Raw genomic sequence first — 19176 nt, 5'->3', positions numbered from 1 at the left:
GCCGGTGGCCGCCGCGGTCGCCGCCAGGTCGGCGCCGGCGACGGCGGCCGCAGCCACGGCAAGGCCGCCGGTATGGTCGGCGATGAAAGTACGGTCGACCGCGCCTGCGGCGATCAGGTGGTGCAGCAGACCGTTGAACAGGGCGGTATCGCCGTCGGCCGCGACCGCCAGGTGCAGGTCGGCCTCATCCGCCGTCGCCGTGCGCCGCGGGTCGATGACCACGACCCGCATCCCCGGCCGGCGCCGCCGCGCCGCCTGGAGGCGCTGGAACAGCACCGGGTGGCACCAGGCCAGGTTGGCGCCGGTGATCACCACCAGGTCGGCAAGCTCCAGGTCTTCGTAGCTGCCGGGGACCGTGTCGCTGCCGAAGGCGCGCTTCTGTCCCGCCACCGTCGAGGCCATGCAGAGCCGGGAGTTGGTGTCCACATTGGCGCTGCCGATGAAGCCCTTCATCAGCTTGTTGGCGAGGTAATAGTCTTCGGTCAGCAGCTGGCCCGAGAGGTAGAAGGCGACCGAATCCGGCCCATGCGCGGCGATCGCGTCGCGGAAGCCGGAAGCGACCCGGTCGAGCGCGCTGTCCCAATCCGTGCGCCGCCCGTCGACCTGCGGATGCAGCAGCCGGCCCTCCAGCCCCAGCACGTCGGCCAGCGCCGACCCCTTGGAGCAGAGCCGCCCGAGATTGGCCGGATGCTGCGGATCCCCGGCGATGGCGATGGTCTCCGCCGCCGGCCGTTCGCCGGTCGCAGCCGCGGCCACCGAGGCGACCACGCCGCAGCCGACACCGCAATAGGGGCAGGTCGTGCGGACCTGGCGCGCGTCCCCGCCGGCGTCGCGGGCCGTCGGGGTCTCGCCGGTCGCGGCGGCGCGGGGACGGGGCGGCAGCGCGTTCATGCCGCCCGTCGCGCCGCGGCACGCAGGTCCAGCAGGATGCGGCCCTCATGCAGCCGCACCGGCAGCACCGGCACCGATCCGCCATCCTCCTCCCGCGCCGCGCCGGTGGCGAGGTCGACCACCAGGTTGTGCAGCGGGCAGGTGACGGCGCAGTCATGTACGATGCCCTGGCTCAGCGGCCCGCCCTTGTGCGGGCAGCGGTCCTCCAGCGCATGGACCTCGTCGTCGGCGGTGCGGAACACGGCGATCGTGCGCTCGGGCAGCCTCACCCGCCGCGCCCCGCGCCGGGGAATCTCGGCCAGGGCGCCGATGTCGGTCCAGCCCTCGACGGCGATCATGTCCGGTCCGTTCATTCGGCGGCCTCCTTCACCGTGAAGTCGCGCAGGGGGACGAATTCGTGGGCATCGCGCCCGGCCACACGTTCTGCCCAGGGGTCGCTTTGCGCGAATCGCTGCGAATAGAGGAAACGCTCGAACAGGGCGGTGCGCATGTCCGCATCCTCGACCACCAGCGCCTTCAGCCGGTCCAGGCCGATGCGGGCCAGCCATTTGTGGATGCGCTCCAGGTAGTGGCCCTGCTCGCGATAGAGCTGCACCACGGCGGCGCAGTACTCCAGAGCCTCCGCCTCGGTGGCGACGGTGCAGAGGATCTGAGTCGGCTTCACCTCCATGCCGGCCGCACCGCCGACATGAAGCTCAAAGCCGGACTCGACGCAGACCACGCCGAAATCCTTGCAGGTCGCCTCCGCGCAGTTCCGCGGACAGCCGGAGACCGCCATCTTCACCTTGTGCGGCGTCCAGGACCCCCAGAGCATCTTCTCCATGCGGGTGCCCAGGCCGGTGGAATCCTGCGTGCCGAAGCGGCACCAGTCGGTGCCGACGCAGGTCTTCACCGTCCGCAGCCCCTTCGCATAGGCATGGCCGGAGACCATGCCGGCCGCGTTCAGGTCGGCCCAGACGCCGGGCAGGTCCTCCTTCCGGACCCCCAGCAGGTCGATGCGCTGGCCGCCGGTTACCTTCACCGTGGGGATGCCGAACTTGTCCGCCACGTCGGCGATCGCCCGCAGCTCCTTGGCGCTGGTCATCCCGCCCCACATCCGCGGCACGACGGAATAGGTGCCGTCCTTCTGGATGTTGGCGTGCACCCGTTCGTTGATGAAGCGGGACTGGTAGTCGTCCGCATATTCGCCGGGCCAGGCGGCGAGCAGGTAGTAGTTCAGCGCCGGCCGGCATTTCGCGCAGCCGCAGGAGGTGGTCCATTCCAGCTCCTGCATCACCTCAGGCACGGACTTCAGCCCCTTGGCGGCGATCAGCCGGCGGATCTCGTCATGGCCCAGGGTCGTGCAGGGGCAGGCGGGCTTCGGTGCGGTGGCGTCGAAGGCGTCGCCCAGGCTGAGGGACAGCAGCTTCTCCACCAGGCCGGTGCAGGAGCCGCAGGAGGCGGAGGCCTTGGTGGCCGTGCGCACCCCCTCGACGTCGGACAGGCCCTTGCCGGCGATGGCCGCCACGATGGTTGACTTGCAGACGCCGTTGCAGCCGCAGATCTCTGCCTCAGCCGGCAAGGCTGCAACGGCCGCCATAGGGTCCAGGGGGGTGCCCCCCGCGAAGCCCTGGCCGAAGATCAGGGTCTCGCGCAGCTCCGAAATGTCGGTGCCGTCGCGCAGCATCTGCAGGAACCAGCCGCTGTCCGCGGTATGGCCGTACAGCACGATTCCGACGATCCGGTCCTCCTCGATCACCAGGCGCTTGTAGACGCCCAGGCTGGCGTCGCGCAGGACGATCTCCTCCCGGCCCTCGCCCTCGGCGAAGTCCCCGGCGGAGAACAGGTCGATGCCGGTGACCTTCAGCTTGGTGGAAGTGATCGAGCCGCGATAGGCGGCATCCGCATCGCCGGCCAGCCGGCGCGCGATCACCGCCGCCATCTCGTAGAGCGGCGCGACCAGGCCATAGCATGTGCCGCGATGCTCGACGCATTCGCCGACTGCCAGGATGTCGGGGTCGGAGGTCTGCAGATGGTCGTCGACCAGGATGCCGCGGTTGACCTCCAGCCCGGCATCCCTTGCCAGGGCGGTGGCGGGGCGGATGCCGACCGCCATCACCACCAGGTCGGCCGGGATCTCCGTGCCGTCGTCCAGCCGCACGGCGGTGACCCGGTCCTCGCCGAGGATCGCCTGGGTGTTGGCCCTTGTGCGCACGGCGATGCCGCGCGCCTCGATCGCCCGCTGCAGCAGCCAGCCGGCCGCCTGGTCCAGCTGGCGCTCCATCAGGGTCGGCATCAGGTGCAGGACGGTCACCGCCATGCCCTGTGCCTTCAGGCCGGCGGCGGCCTCCAGCCCCAGCAGGCCGCCGCCGATCACCACGGCATGGCCGCCCGCCCGGGACGCCGTCAGCATCCGCTCGACATCGTCCAGGTCGCGGTAGCCGATCACACCGGGCAGGTCGTGTCCCGGGACCGGGATCATCACCGGGCTCGAGCCGGTGGCGATCAGCAGCCGGTCATAGTCGGCAGTCGTGCCGTCGGCGGCGGTCACCCGCTTCGCCGCCCGGTCGATCGCGGCCACCGGGCAGCCCTGGTGCAGGGTGATGCCGCGTTCCGCGTACCAGGCTTTGTCGTGGATGACGATGTCGTCATAGGTCTTCTCGCCCGCCAGTACGGGCGAGAGCATGATGCGGTCGTAGTTCACCCGCGGCTCGGCATTGAAGATCGTCACCTGCCAGCCGTCGGGGTCCAGGTCGAACAGCCGTTCCAGCACCCGGCCCGGCGCCATGCCGTTGCCGACCACCACCAGCCGGCGCCGCGTCTCGGTCGTCTCGGTCATCTCGGGTCTCCCCTCAGGCGGCTTCGCCGGCGGTGCGGGACAGGCCCGCCTTCACCTTCGCCGGGTCGGGGTTGGCGCCGCCCTCATAGGCTTCCAGGAAGTCCAGCAGCTCCTGCCGGTAGCGGTAATAGTCGGGATGCTGCAGCAGCGCGGCGCGGCTGCGGGGGCGCGGCAGGTCGACCGGCATCACGTTACCGATCCGCGCCCGCGGGCCGTTGGTCATCATCACCACCTTGTCGGCCAGCAGGATCGCCTCGTCGACATCGTGGGTGACGCAGATCGCGGTGACCTGGGTACGCCGCCAGACGTCCATCAGGACCTCCTGCAGTTCCCAGCGGGTCAGGCTGTCGAGCATGCCGAACGGCTCGTCCAGCAGCAGCAGCTTCGGCGACAGGGCGAAGGCGCGGGCGATCCCCACCCGCTGCTTCATGCCGTTCGACAGCTCCGCCGCCGGCCGGTCCATCGCGTCGCCCAGCCCGACCCGGGTCAGGTAGTAGTCGCAGATCTCCGCCCGTTCCGCCGCGCTGGCATGGGGGAAGACCCGGTCGACGCCGAGGGCGACATTCTCCCGCGCGGTCAGCCACGGCAGCAGCGACGGCGCCTGGAACACCACCGCCCGCTCCGGCCCGGCACCGTCGATCTCGCGGCCGTCCAGCACGATGCCGCCGGCGCTGATCGGCACCAGGCCGGCCGCCATCGACAGCACCGTCGACTTGCCGCAGCCGGAATGGCCGATCAGGGAGATGAATTCGCCCTTGGCGATCTTGTGGGTAAAGCCCTCGACAACGGTCAGCGGCCCCTTCGGGGTGGGATAGACCTTGTGGACGTCGAAGAGGTCGACATAGGCGCGCTTCTCCGGCCCCTCGGCCGCCGCCGCCCAGGCCCTCGGCAGGTCGGCGTCGCGGCCGCCGCGGCGGAGGCGCCCTGCCTGCAGCGAAGAACGGGGCTGGATCGGCAGCACCTCGGGCAGGCGCCCCTCATCGGCCGCCTCCGCCGCGCGCTCCTGCCCGGCCTCCAGCAGAAAGCTGGTGATCTTCGCCCGCAGCCGCTTGAAGGCGGCATCGTCGTTCATCGCCGTGCGGTCGCGGGGGCGCGGCATGCCGACCTCGAAGGAGGGGCCGAGGCGCGCGCCCTCGTCTCCATGGCCCGGTACCAGCGGGACGATCCGGTCGGCCAGCAGGATCGCCTCGTCGACATCGTTGGTGATCAGGATCACCGTCTTCTTCTCGGCATCCCAGATCCGCTCGATCTCGTCCTGCAGCTTGGCGCGGGTCAGCGCGTCCAGCGCCGACAGCGGCTCGTCCAGCAGCAGGATCCGCGGGTTCATCGCCAGCGCGCGTGCCACGGCGACCCGCTGGCGCATGCCGCCGGACAGTTCCGCCGGCCGCCGGTCGGCGGCATGGCCCAGGCCGACCAGGTCGACATAGCGGGCCGTCATCGACGCCCTGTCGCGGGCGCTCTTCCGCGGATGGACGGCGTCCACCGCCAGCCGGATATTGCCGGTCACGGTCAGCCAGGGCATCAGCGAATAGCTCTGGAAGACCAGGCCGCGGTCCGGGCCGGGGCCGGCGACCGGTGCGCCGTCCAGCAGCACCTCGCCCGCATCCGGTTCCACCAGCCCGGCGATTGCCGAGATCAGGGTGGTCTTGCCGGTGCCGGAGAAGCCGAGGATGGCGACGAACTCGCCTTCGGCAACCTCCAGGTCGATCCCGGCCAGCACCTCCCGCCGGGCTGCGCCCTGGCCGTAGCTCTTGGCGACACCCTTCAGTTCCAGGAAAGCCATGCTCTCTCTCCCTCTGCGCTGCGGGTCAGCGGTTGGCCTGGAAGCTGAAGGCGGTCTGCAGGGCCTGCATCACGCGGTCCAGCAGGAAGCCGATCAGCCCGATCGTGATGACGGCGACGATGATCCGCGCCAGCGAGGCGGAGGAGCCGTTCTGGAATTCGTCCCAGACGAACTTCCCCAGGCCCGGGTTCTGGGCCAGCATCTCAGCCGCGATCAGCACCATCCAGCCCACGCCCAGCGACAGCCGCAGGCCGGTGAAGATCAGCGGCAGGGCGGAGGGCAGGACCAGCTTCGTGATCGTCTTCCAGGCCGGCAGGCGCAGGACCCGGGCGACATTCATCAGGTCCTTGTCGACCGAGGCGACACCGAGCGCGGTATTGATCAGGGTCGGCCAGAGCGAACAGAGGGTCACCGTGATCGCGGAGATCACCAGCGACTTCGGCAGCGCGTCGCTGGCATCGGCGTAGAGCGCGGAGACGATCATGGTGACGATCGGCAGCCAGGCGAGCGGGGAGACCGGGCGGAACACCTGCACCAGCGGGTTCACCGCGCCGTTCACCGTGCGCGACAGGCCGCAGGCGATGCCCAGCGGCACGGCGACGATGGTGGCGATGATGAAGCCCAGCGCCACCGTCTTCAGGCTGGTGACGATCTGGTCCAGGTAGGTGGGCTTGCCGGTATAGTCGCGCCACTTCACCCGGTCGGCATGGCCGGCGGCGACCAGTTTGTCGTTGCGCGCCTCCTGGCGCTCAAAGAAGTCGTCGGCCTTCTGGCGCTCGGCGACATGGTCGTCCCACAGATTGCCGGCCTCGTGCAGCACCTGGGCGGGGCCGGGAATGGTGCCGAGCGAGGTCTCCACCTGCGGTGCCAGCCAGGCCCAGGCGGCCAGGAAGACGGCGATGCCCATCAGCGGCACGACGAGCTGCTGCCACAGCTCCCGCAGCTGCGGGCGCGTCTCCTCGCCGGCACCGATCCGCATCAGGGGGACGGTCCAGCCGAGGCCGAGGATGCCCAGATAGGGGGCGGAGCGGGTGATGGCGGCGAAGAGCCGGGTGCGGCGCTCGACCCGGGTGGAGGCCGCCGGCGCCGCCTTCTCTGCCGCGGAGTCTGCGATCGAAGCGAAGGTCATTGCATCATTCCCTGCTGGGTCTGTCGGTTGGACGGCGCAGCTGTCCCGGATCTGGCGGAAGCCGTCGTTCTCGGGCTTGACCCGAGAACCCATTCCGCAGGCCGCTGAGACGCCGCGCGGCTTGCGGAATGGATCCCGGGTCAGGCCCGGGATGACGTTCCGGGCGCGGGACCGCCTGCGCCTGTTCCGAGGCCTCAGCCGCCGGCCACGTCGTTGCCGTCGACGGTCTGCTTGCCCTTCAGCCCGATCGGGAACTGCTCCAGATAGGCATTGGGCGCGCGGCCATCGAAGGTGATGCCGTCGATGAACTCCGCCTGCGGGGCGCGGTAGCCGTCGGTCTCCCAGGGGAAGTCGGCCGCGTCGGCATGGCCTTCCTCGACCAGCATGCGGGCCGCCTTCAGGTAGATGTCCGGGCGGTAGACCTTCTTCGCCACCTCGTCGTACCAGGTGTCGGGCTTCGCCTCGGCGACCTGGCCCCAGCGGCGCATCTGGCTCAGGTACCAGACCGCGTCGGAGTAGTAGGGATAGGTCGCGAAGTAGCGGTAGAAGACGTTGAAGTCCGGCACCGGGCGGGCATCGCCCTTCTCGTACTCGAAGGTGCCGGTCATCGAATTGGCGATGACTTCCGCATCGGCGCCGACATATTCGGGGCGCGACAGGATCTCCACCGCCTCGGCCCGGTTGGCATTGTCGTTCTCGTCCAGCCATTTGGCGGCCCGGATCAGCGCCTTGGTGATCGCCAGAGTCGTGTTCGGGTATTCTTCCGCGAATTCTGCGGTGATGCCGAACACCTTCTCCGGATTGTTTTTCCAGATCTCAAAGTCGGTGATCACCGGCACGCCGATGCCCTTGAACACCGCCTGCTGGTTCCACGGCTCGCCGACGCAGTAGCCGGAGATCGTGCCTGCCTCCAGGGTCGCCGGCATCTGCGGCGGCGGCGTGACGGAGAGCAGGGCCTCGGCCTTGATCTGGCCGGAGATGTCGGTCGGCGAATAGAAGCCGGGGTGGATGCCGCCGGCCGCCAGCCAGTAGCGCAGCTCGTAATTGTGGGTGGAGACGGGGAAGACCATGCCCATCTTGAACGGCTTGCCCTGGGCGCGGAAGCTCTCGACGACCGGCTTCAGATAGTCCGCCTTGATCGGATGGACGGGCCTGCCGTCGGCCTGCTTCGGCAGGTCGGGCTTCATCATCTCCCAGACCTCCTGCGACACCGTGATGCCGTTGCCGTTCAGGTCCATGGAGAAGGGGGTGACGATATGGGCCTCGGTGCCATAGCCGATGGTGGCGGCCAGCGGCTGGCCGGCCAGCATATGGGCGCCGTCCAGCTCGCCGGTGATCACCCGGTCCAGCAGCACCTTCCAGTTGGCCTGCGGCTCCAGGGTGACGTAGAGCCCCTCGTCCTCGAAGAAGTGCTTCTCGTAGGCGATGGCGAGCGGCGCCATGTCGGTCAGCTTGATGAAGCCGAAGGTAAGTTCGTCCTTCTCCGGCAGCAGCATCTCCGCCGCCGCCGGCGGCGAGAACAGCCCGGCCGTCAGGGCCAGGGTCATGCCGGCGGCCAGCCCCGCCTTCAGTCCGGCCTTGAGAAGGGTCCGGCGGGCCAGTCCGGCCCGGTCGTTCTTCCGCATCTTGTGTCTCCCGTTCGCGCGAGCCCCGGACACCGCCTCCAGATGTCCGGAGCGGCATAAAAAAACGCCGCCCGACGTCGTCGAATTCCGCAATGCGGATCTCCGCGACGATGGCGACGTTACCGAAGGCCCTTCGCTAGGCCGGCAGACTGCCTGAGGGACCGCCATTGGCCCCATCGGCATTTCCCGTGGCAATATAGCGCCCAGAAAGGGTGCAACTGCCAGGGAATTCTCTATCGAGCTATTCACAACCCGATTGATATGTACGCTACATAGGCATTTCAGGTCCGTCAAGAAAGATTTTGCGGCGCAGCAAGGTCATTAAATAGGCAAATGCCTATAAATAGGACAGATAATCCTCGATCAGATCGGGATCGAACTGCCGGCCGTCGAAGAATCCGTCCGGCCCCAGGGCCAGGCTGCCGCCGATCGCCGAGACCATGGTCGGCGCCGTCAGCGCGCCCTCCACCTTGGCGCTGGCGGCCGGCAAGGCGATGCCGCTGTCCTGCAGCGCCGCCCGGTACAGGTCCGGGCGGTAGACCTGGCGCACCTTGGCCAGCGCCGCAGCGCCGTGCGTCACCTGACCCCAGCGCACCATCTGGCTGTAGAACCACAGGGCGTGGCTGATCCAGGGGAAGGTCGCGGCCCGGTCGTGGAAGGTCAGGAAGTCGGCGATCGCCGCGGGCGGCGTGCCGGGGGCGAGGCTCAGTCGCCCTGTCAGGCCGCGCTGCAGCAGGGCTGCCGGCCGGTCCAGGAATGCCGGCCCGGACAGCAGTTCCGCCAGCTCCGCCGTGTTGGCGGGGTCGCCGCACCAGGCGGCGGCGGCGGCCAGGGCCCGCACCAGGCGGGCCAGCAGCGCCGGATTGGCTTCCGCCCAGTCGGCCCGGATGCCGAGCACCTTCTCCGCACTGGAGCGCCAGATCGCGGCTGTACTGGTGGCGATCACGCCGCAGCCGGCGGCCACCGCGACACTGTTCCAGGGCTCCCCCACGCAGAACCCGTCCAGCCGGCCGGCGGCCAGGGCATCGGCGGCGAAGGGGGGGGGCACCACCACCAGCCGGACATCGCGGTCCGGCGCGATGCCGCAGCCCGCCAGCCAGTAGCGCAGTTCGTAGTTGTGGGCGGAGAAGGGATGCACGATGGCGAAGGTCGGCGGTTCGGCCCCGGCCTTCCGCCTGGCGGTGAGGGCCTGTCGCAGCGCCGCGCCGATCGCGGCCGCACCGTCCTCGAAGCCGGCGCCCTGTGCCTGCATCTCCGCCCAGAGCGCGGTGGAGACGGTGATTGCGTTGCCGCCCAGGCCCAGCGCCATCGGCGCGACCAGCGGCACGTCCAGCGGGCCCAGGCCCAGGCTGGCGGCGATCGGCATCGGCGCCAGCATGTGGGCGGCCTGGACATGGCCGATGGCGACCCGCTCGCGGATGTTCGCCCAGGAACTCTCCCGCACCAGTTCCAGGTCGAGCCCTTCGGCCTCGGCAAAGCCCCGGCTGCCGGCGACGATCGGCAACGCCGCGTCGAGCAGCGGGATGAAGCCGATGCGAAGCCGTTCCGTCTGCGCCATCCTCTCCCCCCGCCGTCCTAGCCGCCCAGCAGGCCGGCGGCGGTGACCAGGCTCTCCGCCACCTGCGCGACCCTGCGGTTCTGGTCCATCGCCGTCTTGCGCAGCAGGCGGTAGGCCTCCTCCTCGCTCAGGCCGCGGCTCTTCATCAGGATCCCCTTGGCCCGGTCGATCACCTTGCGCTCCGCCAGCTGGCTGCGGGTCTCCTCCAGCTCGCGGCGCAGCCGGTCGACGGCATTGAATCGGCTGATGGTGACGTCGATGATCGGCTTCACCCGCTCCTTGCGCAGGCCGTCGACGATGTAGGTGGAGACGCCGGCATCCATCGCCGCCTCGATCATCGACGCGTCCGACTTGTCGACGAACATGGCGACGGGCCGCTGCACCGCCTGGGAGACCTGGAACATCTGCTCCAGCACGTCGCGGTTCGGATTCTCCAGGTCGATGACGATGACGTCCGGGCCGATCTCCTGGATGCGCCGCAGCAGGTCGTGCATCTCCGCGATCACGACGACGTCGCTGTGGCCCGCCTCCCGCAGGCCGTCCTGCAGGATCGAGGCACGCAGGGCGTCCTGGTCGATCACCAGGATCTTGAGGTCACGGTTGGACATGGGCGCGGGAAGGGACCGGTCGTGTTGCAGTGCAGCATCCTAAGCGCGACGCAAGACGGATGCCAATTCGATCGTGAAGGCGCCGGCCGCTGAACCCACACCCGGCCTACCGCGTTACCACTGTCGGAAGACCGCTCCGTTTGCCACATGACGAGGTACCGGACATCGACGACCTGATCCTCTCACACTGGCCGCTGACCCCGTGGCTGGCCCTGGCCGTCGCCTTTGCGGTCGCCGCGGCGGAGGCATTGCCGCTGCGCCGCTTCCGCCTGCCGGCGATCGCCGTACTGGCCCTGCTCGGTGGCCTGGCAGGGCTTGGCAACCTGCCGTTCTGGCCCCTGCTGGCCGCCGCCACCCTGGGGGCGCTGGCCGGCGATGCCGCCTGCTTCCGGGCCGGGCGGCGCCACGGCCTGCGGCTGGAGATGTACTGGCCGTTCGACCGGCATCCGCACCGGCTGGCCGCCGCGCGGCACCATTTCGGCGACCTGGGCGGCGGCGGCCTGCTGGCGGCCCGATTCCAGTCGGGAGCGCACGGCCTGCTGCCCGCCGTGGCCGGTGCCAGCGGCATGGCCGGCGGCCGCTTCCTGGCCGCCAGCCTGCCGGGCGCGCTGCTCTGGGCGGTGGCCCGGCTGGCGCCGGCGGCGCTGACGGTGCTGCTGCTGGCCGCCGTGGCACGGATCGGCGACCGGCTGGCGATCGCCGTCGCGATCGGTCTGCTGGGGGTCCTGCTCGCCGTCTGGCTGGCCCGCACCGGGCTGCGGCTGGGCCTGCCGCTGCTGGCGCGCCTGCGGTCGGGGCTGCTTGACTGGGCGGGGCGGCGGGGCGGCAGGGCGGGCGCCGCCGTCGAGCGGCTGGCGGCCCCGCACCATGCGGCGTTCCGGCTGCTGGTGCTGCTGGCGCTGCTGGTCTTCCTGGCCATTGCCGGTTTCCTGGCACTGCTGCAGGGGGTGGTAACGGGCGACCCGCTGCTGCGCTTCGATGGCGGCATCAGCCGTCTGGCGCAGGGCCTGCGCACGCCCTGGATCGACAGCTGGGTGGTGGCGATGACCCTGCTGGGCGACTGGCTGGTCACCCTGTCGGTGGCCGGCACGGCGGCGGCGGTGCTGCTGCTGGCCGGCGCCTGGCGGCTGGCGGTCGGGCTGGGCCTGGCGATGGCGGCGACGATGGCATTCGTCCAGGGCATCAAGCTGCTGGTGGCGGCGCCCCGCCCGATCGAGATCTACGGCGGCGCCGACGCCTTCTCGTTCCCCAGCGGCCACGCCACCCTGACCGCCGCCCTCTATGGCATCCTGGGCCTGCTCGCCTACCGTTTCCTGCCGCGCTGGCTGGCGGTGCCGGCGGTGGCGGCCTGTGCCGCGCTGACCGCCATCGTCTGCCTGTCGCGGGTCTACCTGGCGGCGCACTGGCCGACCGACGTGATCGCGGGGCTGCTGTTCGGCGCCGGCATCACCGCCGCCTTCGCCATCGCCTTCCGGGCGCAGGCCCTGTCGCGCGGTGCGGCCGGCTGGCTGTTCGGCGCGGCGACCCTGGCGCTGCTGGCGGTCGGCGGCTGGCACATCGCCCAGGCCATGCCGCAGGCGGAGCGCTTCTACGCGGTGCGGGAGCCGGTGCCGCAGCCGCTTTCCGACCCTTGGGCGGCAGGTGGCTGGCGGGACCTGCCCGACCGGCGCATCGACCTGGAGGGGGAGCGGGAGGAACCGCTGCTGCTGCTCTGGAACGGCGAGGCGGAGGCCCTGCGTGAGGCCCTGCGTGCGCAGGGCTGGCAGGATGCGCCCGGCTGGTCGCTGGCGATCCTGGACCGTTTCCTGCAGCCCCGGACCGGGGCGCTGGACCTGCCCGCCCTGCCACGGCTGGACGAGGGGCGCCGCCCGGTCCTGACGATGCTGCATGCCGGCAGCCTGGGCGGCCGCGACGGCCGCTTCGTGCTGCGCGCCTGGCCGCGGCTCGTCGCCGCGCCGGACCGGACGGGCGACGGCGCGGGCCGGATCGTGCTGCTGGGCAGCGTGACCTTCGAGCCGCTGCACCACCCGCTGGGCCTGCTGTCGGTCGCCCTGCCGCCGGAAGACGGGCATCATGCCTGCGACGCCACGGCGATGCTGACCGCCCTGCCGGGCGCGCAGGCGGTGGGCGCGCCGCTGCAAGGCGATGCGGAGGAAGGCGCCTGCGGCGGACAACGCGTGCTGGCCGGCAGTGGCTGATCGGGGCAGCTGACTGGAACAGGGGGATGCGATGCCGGAACGCCTGAGGATTACCGCCGGCGGCCACAGCTTCGTCGCCGAGACACATCCGGCGGCGCCGCAGACGGTCGCCGCCTTCGCCCGGCTGCTGCCCTACGAGCAGAAGCTGATCCATGTCCGCTGGAGCGGCGAGGGCTGCTGGGTGCCGCTGGGCGATTTCGACCTCGGCGTGGGGTTCGAGAATCACACCAGCCATCCCAGCCGCGGCGACATCCTGTTCTACCCGGGCGGCTTCAGCGAAACCGAGATCATCATGGCCTATGGCAGCTGCTGCTTCGCCAGCAGGATGGGGCAGCTGGCCGGCAACCACTTCCTGACCATCGTGGAGGGGCTCGAGAACCTCCACGCCCTGGGGGTGAAGACCCTGTGGGAGGGCGCGCAGCCGATCCGCTTCGAGGCGCTGTAGCGGCCGGGCCGGTCAGCCATAGGCGGCGAGCGCCGCCTGCGTCGCCGGCCGTTCGGCCACCCGCCGGAAATGGTCGGCGGTCTTCGGGAAGTCGGCGATATCCACGCCGTCGACCTTCAGCCAGTTCGCCACCGTGTGGAGATAGGGGTCGCAGACGCTGTAGCGCTCCCCCAGCACCCAGGGGCCCTGCAGCATCTCGTCCTCGATCAGCCGGAAGCACTGGGTCATGTTGTCGGGCAGCTTCGCCTTCATCGCCTCCCAGGCGGCCGGATCGTCGGCCCAGCGGGCGCCGCGCCGGCCATGGGCATGGGCGACATGCACCGTGGCGCAGAGATAGCTGTTGAACGCCTGCAGCTGCGCCAGCGCGAAGGGATCGTCCAGCGGCGCCAGCCCGGCATCGGGATGGGTCTGCGCGATATAGACCAGAATCGCCGGGGTTTCCGTCAGGACCCCCCTGTCGGTGACCAGCGCCGGCACCCGGCCCTTCGGGTTCACCGCCAGGTAGTCGGGCTCGCGCTGCTGGTTGCGGCCGAAATCCACGGTGGCGATCTCGTAGTCGGCGCCGGCCTCCTCCAGCGCGATATGCGAGGCCATGGCGCAGGTCATCTTTGCGGTGAACAGCTTGAGCAAGGTCGATCTCCGGAAGGTGGAATGGTCAATCGTCGGTCCGGTGCGGCATGGCGGACTGCGCCGCAATGACATAGCCGGCACGGGCATGGTGGGTCCGCCGCACCGCCTGCCGCAGCACGCCGACGACCTCCACGGGCGCGAACATCGGCAGCTCCGCCGGCTGCCCGCTGCGGACGAGGATCGTCTGGTTGACCGGCGGCGGCGGAACATGGGCGCAGGCGCCGAAATAGGGGACCAGCAGGAACTGCCCGGGCGACCCGCCGTCGCCCAGCGGCATCGTCCAGCCGGTCAGCCGCACGGTGCGGCCGTCGAAGGCGGCCATTGTCCGGTTGGACCCGCCGGCGCCGGGCAGGCGGCCGGAGAGGCGGGCAGCCATCAGCCGCGGATGGTCGATGGGGCCGCTCGGTATGACGATGTCGCGCTCCGCATCCGGGCGCAGGTCCTTCCAGCTCAGCGCCAGCGCGGGATCCGCCGCGATCCCCGGGCCGGCTTCGCCGAGCCGTGCGCGATGCAGGCTGCCGGCCGCCAGCAGGCCGAGCAGGACCAGCACCGCGGTCCCGGCCAGCAGGTCCCGCCGGCCCGGCCACTGGCCGGCCGGCAGTCCGGGCAGCAGGTGCGAGAGCCTCACCGGGTGAGATCCAGCTGCGGCCGGTCGCGCGTGACGGTCACGTCGCGATGCGCATTGCCCACCACCAGGCGCACCTGCAGCGCGGTCAGCGAGGGATAGAGGCCGAACAGCGGGAAGCTGACACTGCTCAGCCGCGCGGGGGTCTCGCAGGTCATCTCGTAAAGGACGGTGAAGCTGGCATGCGGCTGGTCGCCGGCGGCGCGCGCCAGGGGCACGAACTCAGCCTCGGCCCGATCGGTGGCGCAGCCTGCCTGAAGGGGCAGGGCGACCACCTGGCTCGGGTCGGTGAAGGCGGCGCGGGCCTGCGCGATGTCGGTGAAATCCTCGTCGACCGCCGGCGCATGCTCGAAACCGACGATGTCCGCCGCGGGTACCGCCAGGTCGAAGGTCAGGACCGGGCCCTGGAAGGTCATCACCAGGCTGCCGGTGCCGTGGCGATGCTCCTGCGCTGCCGCGGGGGGCAGGAAGGCGAGCAGAGCAAGGGCGGCGGCTACAAGGGCCAATGGTGCAGTGGTCAACAATGCGGGGGCGATCGGACGCATGGCGGCCTCGTCAGGCTGGACCGGCGCAGACTATCACGCAGCGACCTGCCTGCCAGCCGTCAGGCCAGCGCCCGCCAGGCCGCCGCCGTGGCGATCCCCAGCAGCAGCGACGGCACGGCGCGGCGGGTCAGCGCCATGCAGGCCACCGCCGCCACCACGGCCGCCTGCAGGGCGGTATCGCCGCGAACCGCGCCGGGCACCACCAGGGCGACCAGGACCGAACCGGCCAAGGCGTTCAGGAAGCCCTCCACCCGCGGGGTCAGCGGCACCCAGGCCATCAGCCAGAAGCCGCCGACCCGGGTCAGGTAGGCAATCACGGCGATCGCGGCGCAGGCCGCCAGGGTCAGGCTGTCGGTCACCGGTCCTGGCTCCCGTCGACGACCCTTCCCCGGCGCGGCGGAAAGAGCGCCCCGGTCAGGCCGCCGGCCAGGCCGCCGGCCAGCACATGCCAGTTCTCCGGCAGCAGCCAGAGCGCAGCCAGGGAGGCGACCGCCGCCACCGCCCAGGGCAGGGCGGTCAGGCGGCCCTTCCACATGCCGACCAGCATCACGCCGAAGAAGACCAGCATCAGGGCGTCCAGGCCGAAGCGTTCGGGATCGGCGATTAGTTCGTCCGCCAGCACCCCCAGCGCGGTGCCCAGGGTCCAGGCCAGCCAGAGCAGCATGCCGGCCCCGACCAGCAGGCCGACATCGCGTTCGCCCTCGTCATAGGCGCGGATCGCCATGGCGAAGTTCGGGTCGCCGATGAAGAAGGCGATGGCATGCCGCCGCGCTGCCGGGATGTCCTTCAGCCAGGGATAGAGCGCCGCCGCCATCAGGATATTGCGGGCATTGATCGCGAACACCGCCAGCAGCATCGGCAGCCACGCGACCGGCACCTGCCAGAAGTCCAGCGCCGCGAACTGGGAGGCGCCGGCAAAGGCTGCCGCACTCATCAGCACCGTGCCCCAGTCGTTGACCCCGGCCTGCACGGCGGCGATCCCGAAGGCGGCGCCGAACGGCACGACAAAGGCGGCGACCGGCGCGATGGCACGGGCGCCGCGAAGCAGGCCGGAAAGGGTCAGGCGGGTTTCGCTGGTCACGGAAGGGCCGGGATGCGGGTGCAGGCCAGAGCGGACGGAAAATCCGGGTCGCCATGTCAGTGTGCGCCGCACCATAGACCCGCGCGTCTTGTTTTTGCACCCGTGCCGGCGGTATGGGACCGTCACGCAAAGCGGGGGGCAGCCATGATCGGCCAGACGGCAGGAGAGGCAGGAATCGACCGGGCGGCGGTGGCGGAAGTGGAGCCGTTGATCCGGCCGCATGTCCGCCGCACGCCGGTCGTGGAGGTCGATCTGGCCGATTTCGCCGGCTTCGGGGCAGCCGGCGGAACCGCCTGTCCCGTCGTGCTGAAGCTGGAGCATCTGCAGCATAGCGGCTCCTTCAAGGCGCGCGGCGCCTTCGCCAACCTGCTGACCCGCAAGGTGCCGCCGGCCGGCGTGGCGGCGGCGTCGGGCGGCAATCACGGCGCGGCGGTGGCCTATGCGGCGATGCGGCTGGGGATCCCGGCGACGATCTTCGTGCCGGGCATCACCTCCCCCGCCAAGACGGAACGGATCCGCGGCTATGGTGCGCGGCTGGTGACCGTGGGCGAGCGCTACGCCGATGCCCTGGCCGCCAGCGAGAGCTTCCTGGCGGAAACCGGTGCCCTGTCGGTGCATGCCTATGACCAGCGGGAGACCCTGCTGGGCCAGGGCACCACCGGACTGGAATTCGAGGGTCAGGCGCCGGAGCTGGACAGCCTGCTGGTCGCGGTCGGCGGCGGCGGGCTGATCGGCGGCCTGGCCGCCTGGTTTGCCGGCCGGGTGAAGCTGGTGGCGGTGGAGCCGGAGGGTGCGCCGACCCTGAACCTTGCCCTGGAGGCCGGGCGGCCGGTGGACTCGCCGGCGGGCGGCATCGCAGCCGACAGCCTGGCGCCGCGCAAGGTCGGCCGCCTGATGTTCCCGCTGGCGCAGGCCCATGTCGGCGCCTCGGTCCTGGTCGAGGATGCGGCGATCCGGGCGGCGCAGGCGGCGCTCTGGGACTGCCTGCGTCTGGTCGTGGAACCGGGCGCGGCGGCGGCCTTCGCCGCCCTGCTGTCCGGCCGCTACCGGCCCGCGGCGGGGGAGCGGGTCGGCGTGCTGCTGTGCGGCGCCAATACCGACGTGGTGCGCTTCGAAGCCTGAAGCGGCGGCCGCCTACATCCCCAACGGATGGGCGGGGGCGAAGCTGGCGGCGAACAGGCTCGCCCCTAGGGCCAGGATCACCAGGCCGCCGGCAAGGCGGACCGCCAGGCCGGCAAGGGCCAGGCCGCGGCCGCCATCTCCCGTACCACCCGCCCCGCCGCCGGCCAGCGCCGCCGCCCAGCGGCGGGCATGAACGGCGACGAGCGCCAGCGCGGCGACGGCCAGCGCGGTGCCGCAGGACATTGCCAGCACCGCGGCCAGTCCGGCGAGCGGCAGCGCCATGGCCTGCGCCAGGACCAGCACCAGCACCGCGCCGCTGCACGGGCGCAGGCCGATGGAGAGGATCACCGCGATCGCGCCGCGCAGGCTGCCCGCGGATTCGATCTGGTCCGCCGACGGGCCGTGGCTGTGGCCGCAGCCCGGCCCATGGACATGACCATGGGCCTGCCCGTCGTGACGATCATGATGGTCGTGGTGGTGGCCGTGGTCGTGGCCATGCCCATGGGCGCCGGCGGTGGCGGGCTGCCAGACCCGGATGCCGTCCCGCAGCGCCCGTGCCGCCAGCCAGAGGCCGAGGACGCCGAGCAGCACGAAGCTGCCGCGCTCGGTCCAGTTCACCGCCGTCTTCGTGTCGCGCGGCAGCAGGTCGGTGAGATAGAGCAGGCCGTAGACCAGGATCACCGCCACCACGCCCTGGCAGAAGGCGGAGGCGGCCGCCAGCGCCACGCCGCGGCCCACCCGCTGCCGGTGGCTCAGCAGGTAGGAGGCGAGCACCACCTTGCCATGGCCCGGCCCGGCGGCATGGAACAGGCCGTAGAGGAAACTGGCCAGGATCAGGGCCCATGCTGTGGTCTGGCTGCCGCCGCTGCCCAGTCCCCGCATCTGCGCCACGAGGTCGTGGTGCCAGGCGCGCTGCTCGGCAAAGATCCAGGCCATGGTGCGGTCCCACAGGCCGGGATCGACGATTGCGGCCGCCGCCGTTTCGGCCAGCGCCTGACCGGACCACAGGACCGCCAGCGACAGCAGCAGCGCCGCGAGGAGGCGGCCTGCGCTCTCAGTCACCGCAGCGGACCGGCACGACCTCCGCGAACAGCGCTCCCAGCCCGTCCCAGCCGGTCTGGGTAGCATCCAGGGCGGAGGCCATCGCCACCTGGTCGCCGGTCGGGTTCGGCGGCAGCAGGTTGGCATGGCAATCCTCTGGTGCGGCCTGCAGGCGAATGGCTGCGGGATCCTCTGCATGGACCATCTCGATATAGTAGGTCGGGTCGTAGATGCTGTAGCTGAAGGCGCCGTCACGCGGCGATACCGGCTCCGCCAGCGGCAGGGTGAAGGCGATCTCCAGCCGGCTGCCCGCCATCCGGGTGGCCAGGTCCGTCGGCGTGCCGAAGCCGATACTGCGTTCGTCCTGCCGGACCTTCGTGAAATAGTCGTATTCCGCCAGGTTCGAGATGTTCTCCTGCAGCAGCTCTTCCAGCAGCGCCTGGTCCGGCCGGCCGTCGCCGTCATTGTCCATGCCGCCGGTGGCAAAGGCGGAATAGGCGTCGTCGAACAGCCAGGTTTCCCGGAGGGTGGCGATCCGGCCCTGGTCGTCGAAGCCGATCGTCACCTGCAGGTCGATCCAGCCGTGCGGGTGCGCGGCGGCCGGGCCGGCGGCGCCGAGAAGGGCCGCCAGCATGGCGGCGGCGAGGGCCCGCTTCACTGCCGGCTGCAGGCGGCGCAGAGGCCGCGCAGCTCGATGGTGGTCTGCCGGGTGACGAAACCGGCCTTCGCGGCATGGCGCACCAGCGCGGCCAGGCTGTCGCCGGCGGCAAATTCGGTCACCGAGCCGCAATCGTCGCAGATCGCGAAGGCGGCGGCTTCGGCCTCGTCATGCGGCACGTGGTGGCTGCCGGCGCAGGCGATATAGGCGTTGCAGCTTTCCAGGCGATGGATCAGGCCGATGCCGGTCAGCTTGTCCAGGGCGCGATAAACCTGCACCGGCGCACGCAGCCCGTCATCGCGCAGCGAATCCAGCAGTTCATAGGCGCTCATCGCGCGGCCGGCGCTGGCCAGCCGGGCATGCACCAGCTTCTGGTTGCGGGTCAGTCTCGGGGCGGCTTCGGCCATGGCTCCCCTCGT

At 71.0% G+C, this 19176-nt stretch carries 19 protein-coding genes; 3 read left to right on the top strand and 16 right to left on the bottom strand.

Features of this window, described 5'->3' with window-relative positions; translation table 11 throughout:
• The 8 genes from ACFOGJ_RS27495 to ACFOGJ_RS27460 all read right to left on the bottom strand — a co-directional run.
• Nucleotides 1–891 (bottom strand): molybdopterin-dependent oxidoreductase (locus ACFOGJ_RS27495; protein ID WP_379906490.1); only part of this gene is annotated, 891 nt, incomplete at its 3' end.
• Nucleotides 888–1244, bottom strand: coding sequence for a nitrite reductase small subunit NirD (gene nirD / locus ACFOGJ_RS27490; protein WP_379906489.1), 357 nt, complete (start codon nt 1242–1244; stop codon nt 888–890). The genes nirD and ACFOGJ_RS27495, both read right to left, overlap by 4 nt.
• Nucleotides 1241–3709, bottom strand: a complete 2469-nt coding sequence (nirB, locus tag ACFOGJ_RS27485; protein WP_379906488.1) for a nitrite reductase large subunit NirB — start codon at nt 3707–3709, stop codon at nt 1241–1243. The genes nirD and nirB overlap by 4 nt, the downstream gene beginning before the upstream one ends.
• Nucleotides 3710–3722: 13 nt before the next feature.
• Nucleotides 3723–5492: an ABC transporter ATP-binding protein gene (locus tag ACFOGJ_RS27480; RefSeq protein WP_379906487.1), complete on the bottom strand. Its 1770-nt coding sequence runs from the start codon at nt 5490–5492 to the stop codon at nt 3723–3725.
• Nucleotides 5493–5517: 25 nt separating this feature from the next.
• Complete coding sequence (locus tag ACFOGJ_RS27475) at nt 5518–6621, bottom strand: ABC transporter permease (protein ID WP_379906486.1); 1104 nt, start codon at nt 6619–6621, stop codon at nt 5518–5520.
• 194 nt (nt 6622–6815) lie between these two features.
• On the bottom strand, nt 6816–8246 hold the full coding sequence (locus ACFOGJ_RS27470; RefSeq protein ID WP_379906485.1) for a CmpA/NrtA family ABC transporter substrate-binding protein: 1431 nt from the start codon (nt 8244–8246) through the stop codon (nt 6816–6818).
• A 337-nt stretch (nt 8247–8583) separates the two neighbouring features.
• The gene (locus ACFOGJ_RS27465; protein ID WP_379906484.1) at nt 8584–9804 is read right to left on the bottom strand and encodes a CmpA/NrtA family ABC transporter substrate-binding protein; all 1221 of its coding nucleotides are present in this window, start codon (nt 9802–9804) and stop codon (nt 8584–8586) included.
• Between the two features lie 17 nt (nt 9805–9821).
• Nucleotides 9822–10412 (bottom strand): ANTAR domain-containing response regulator, encoded by a 591-nt coding sequence (locus ACFOGJ_RS27460; RefSeq protein ID WP_379906483.1) that lies wholly within the window; start codon nt 10410–10412, stop codon nt 9822–9824.
• A 140-nt stretch (nt 10413–10552) separates the two neighbouring features.
• Here ACFOGJ_RS27460 and ACFOGJ_RS27455 point away from each other — a divergent pair, with 140 nt between their 5' ends.
• Both ACFOGJ_RS27455 and ACFOGJ_RS27450 read left to right on the top strand, forming a co-directional pair.
• Nucleotides 10553–12610: a bifunctional DedA family/phosphatase PAP2 family protein gene (locus tag ACFOGJ_RS27455; protein ID WP_379906482.1), complete on the top strand. Its 2058-nt coding sequence runs from the start codon at nt 10553–10555 to the stop codon at nt 12608–12610.
• A 31-nt stretch (nt 12611–12641) separates the two neighbouring features.
• Nucleotides 12642–13055, top strand: coding sequence for a DUF3830 family protein (locus ACFOGJ_RS27450; protein ID WP_379906481.1), 414 nt, complete (start codon nt 12642–12644; stop codon nt 13053–13055).
• A 12-nt stretch (nt 13056–13067) separates the two neighbouring features.
• Here ACFOGJ_RS27450 and ACFOGJ_RS27445 read toward each other — a convergent pair whose 3' ends face one another.
• The 5 genes from ACFOGJ_RS27445 to ACFOGJ_RS27425 are packed head-to-tail and all read right to left on the bottom strand — an operon-like array spanning nt 13068 to nt 15936.
• Entirely contained in the window at nt 13068–13685 is a 618-nt protein-coding gene (locus tag ACFOGJ_RS27445) for a glutathione S-transferase family protein (RefSeq protein WP_379906480.1), read from the bottom strand.
• A 25-nt stretch (nt 13686–13710) separates the two neighbouring features.
• Nucleotides 13711–14313: a DUF3299 domain-containing protein gene (locus ACFOGJ_RS27440; protein WP_379906479.1), complete on the bottom strand. Its 603-nt coding sequence runs from the start codon at nt 14311–14313 to the stop codon at nt 13711–13713.
• Nucleotides 14310–14855 carry a ZrgA family zinc uptake protein gene (locus ACFOGJ_RS27435; protein WP_379906478.1) on the bottom strand — a complete coding sequence of 182 codons (546 nt, stop codon included), beginning with the start codon at nt 14853–14855 and terminating at the stop codon, nt 14310–14312. The genes ACFOGJ_RS27440 and ACFOGJ_RS27435 overlap by 4 nt, the downstream gene beginning before the upstream one ends.
• A gap of 59 nt (nt 14856–14914) precedes the next feature.
• The gene (locus tag ACFOGJ_RS27430; RefSeq protein ID WP_379906477.1) at nt 14915–15214 is read right to left on the bottom strand and encodes an AzlD family protein; all 300 of its coding nucleotides are present in this window, start codon (nt 15212–15214) and stop codon (nt 14915–14917) included.
• Nucleotides 15211–15936 (bottom strand): AzlC family ABC transporter permease, encoded by a 726-nt coding sequence (locus tag ACFOGJ_RS27425; protein ID WP_379906476.1) that lies wholly within the window; start codon nt 15934–15936, stop codon nt 15211–15213. Before ACFOGJ_RS27425 ends, ACFOGJ_RS27430 begins: the two co-directional genes overlap by 4 nt.
• 144 nt (nt 15937–16080) lie before the next feature.
• On the opposite strand from ACFOGJ_RS27425, the gene ACFOGJ_RS27420 reads away from it, so the two are divergent.
• Nucleotides 16081–17058 (top strand): threonine/serine dehydratase, encoded by a 978-nt coding sequence (locus ACFOGJ_RS27420; RefSeq protein WP_379906475.1) that lies wholly within the window; start codon nt 16081–16083, stop codon nt 17056–17058.
• A 12-nt stretch (nt 17059–17070) separates the two neighbouring features.
• On the opposite strand, the gene ACFOGJ_RS27415 is transcribed toward ACFOGJ_RS27420, so the two are convergent.
• The 3 genes from ACFOGJ_RS27415 to ACFOGJ_RS27405 are packed head-to-tail and all read right to left on the bottom strand — an operon-like array spanning nt 17071 to nt 19164.
• The gene (locus tag ACFOGJ_RS27415) at nt 17071–18120 is read right to left on the bottom strand and encodes a nickel/cobalt transporter (protein WP_379906474.1); all 1050 of its coding nucleotides are present in this window, start codon (nt 18118–18120) and stop codon (nt 17071–17073) included.
• The gene (locus tag ACFOGJ_RS27410) at nt 18113–18757 is read right to left on the bottom strand and encodes a DUF1007 family protein (protein WP_379906473.1); all 645 of its coding nucleotides are present in this window, start codon (nt 18755–18757) and stop codon (nt 18113–18115) included. The genes ACFOGJ_RS27415 and ACFOGJ_RS27410 overlap by 8 nt, the downstream gene beginning before the upstream one ends.
• A complete protein-coding gene (locus ACFOGJ_RS27405) occupies nt 18754–19164 on the bottom strand; it encodes a Fur family transcriptional regulator (RefSeq protein ID WP_379906472.1) in 411 nt (136 codons plus the stop codon). Before ACFOGJ_RS27405 ends, ACFOGJ_RS27410 begins: the two co-directional genes overlap by 4 nt.
• Nucleotides 19165–19176: the final 12 nt, after the last annotated feature.

The organism is Marinibaculum pumilum, assembly GCF_042646425.1.
Taxonomy (GTDB): domain Bacteria; phylum Pseudomonadota; class Alphaproteobacteria; order Ferrovibrionales; family Ferrovibrionaceae; genus Marinibaculum; species Marinibaculum pumilum.
This window is presented reverse-complemented; position numbering and strand designations above follow the sequence as displayed.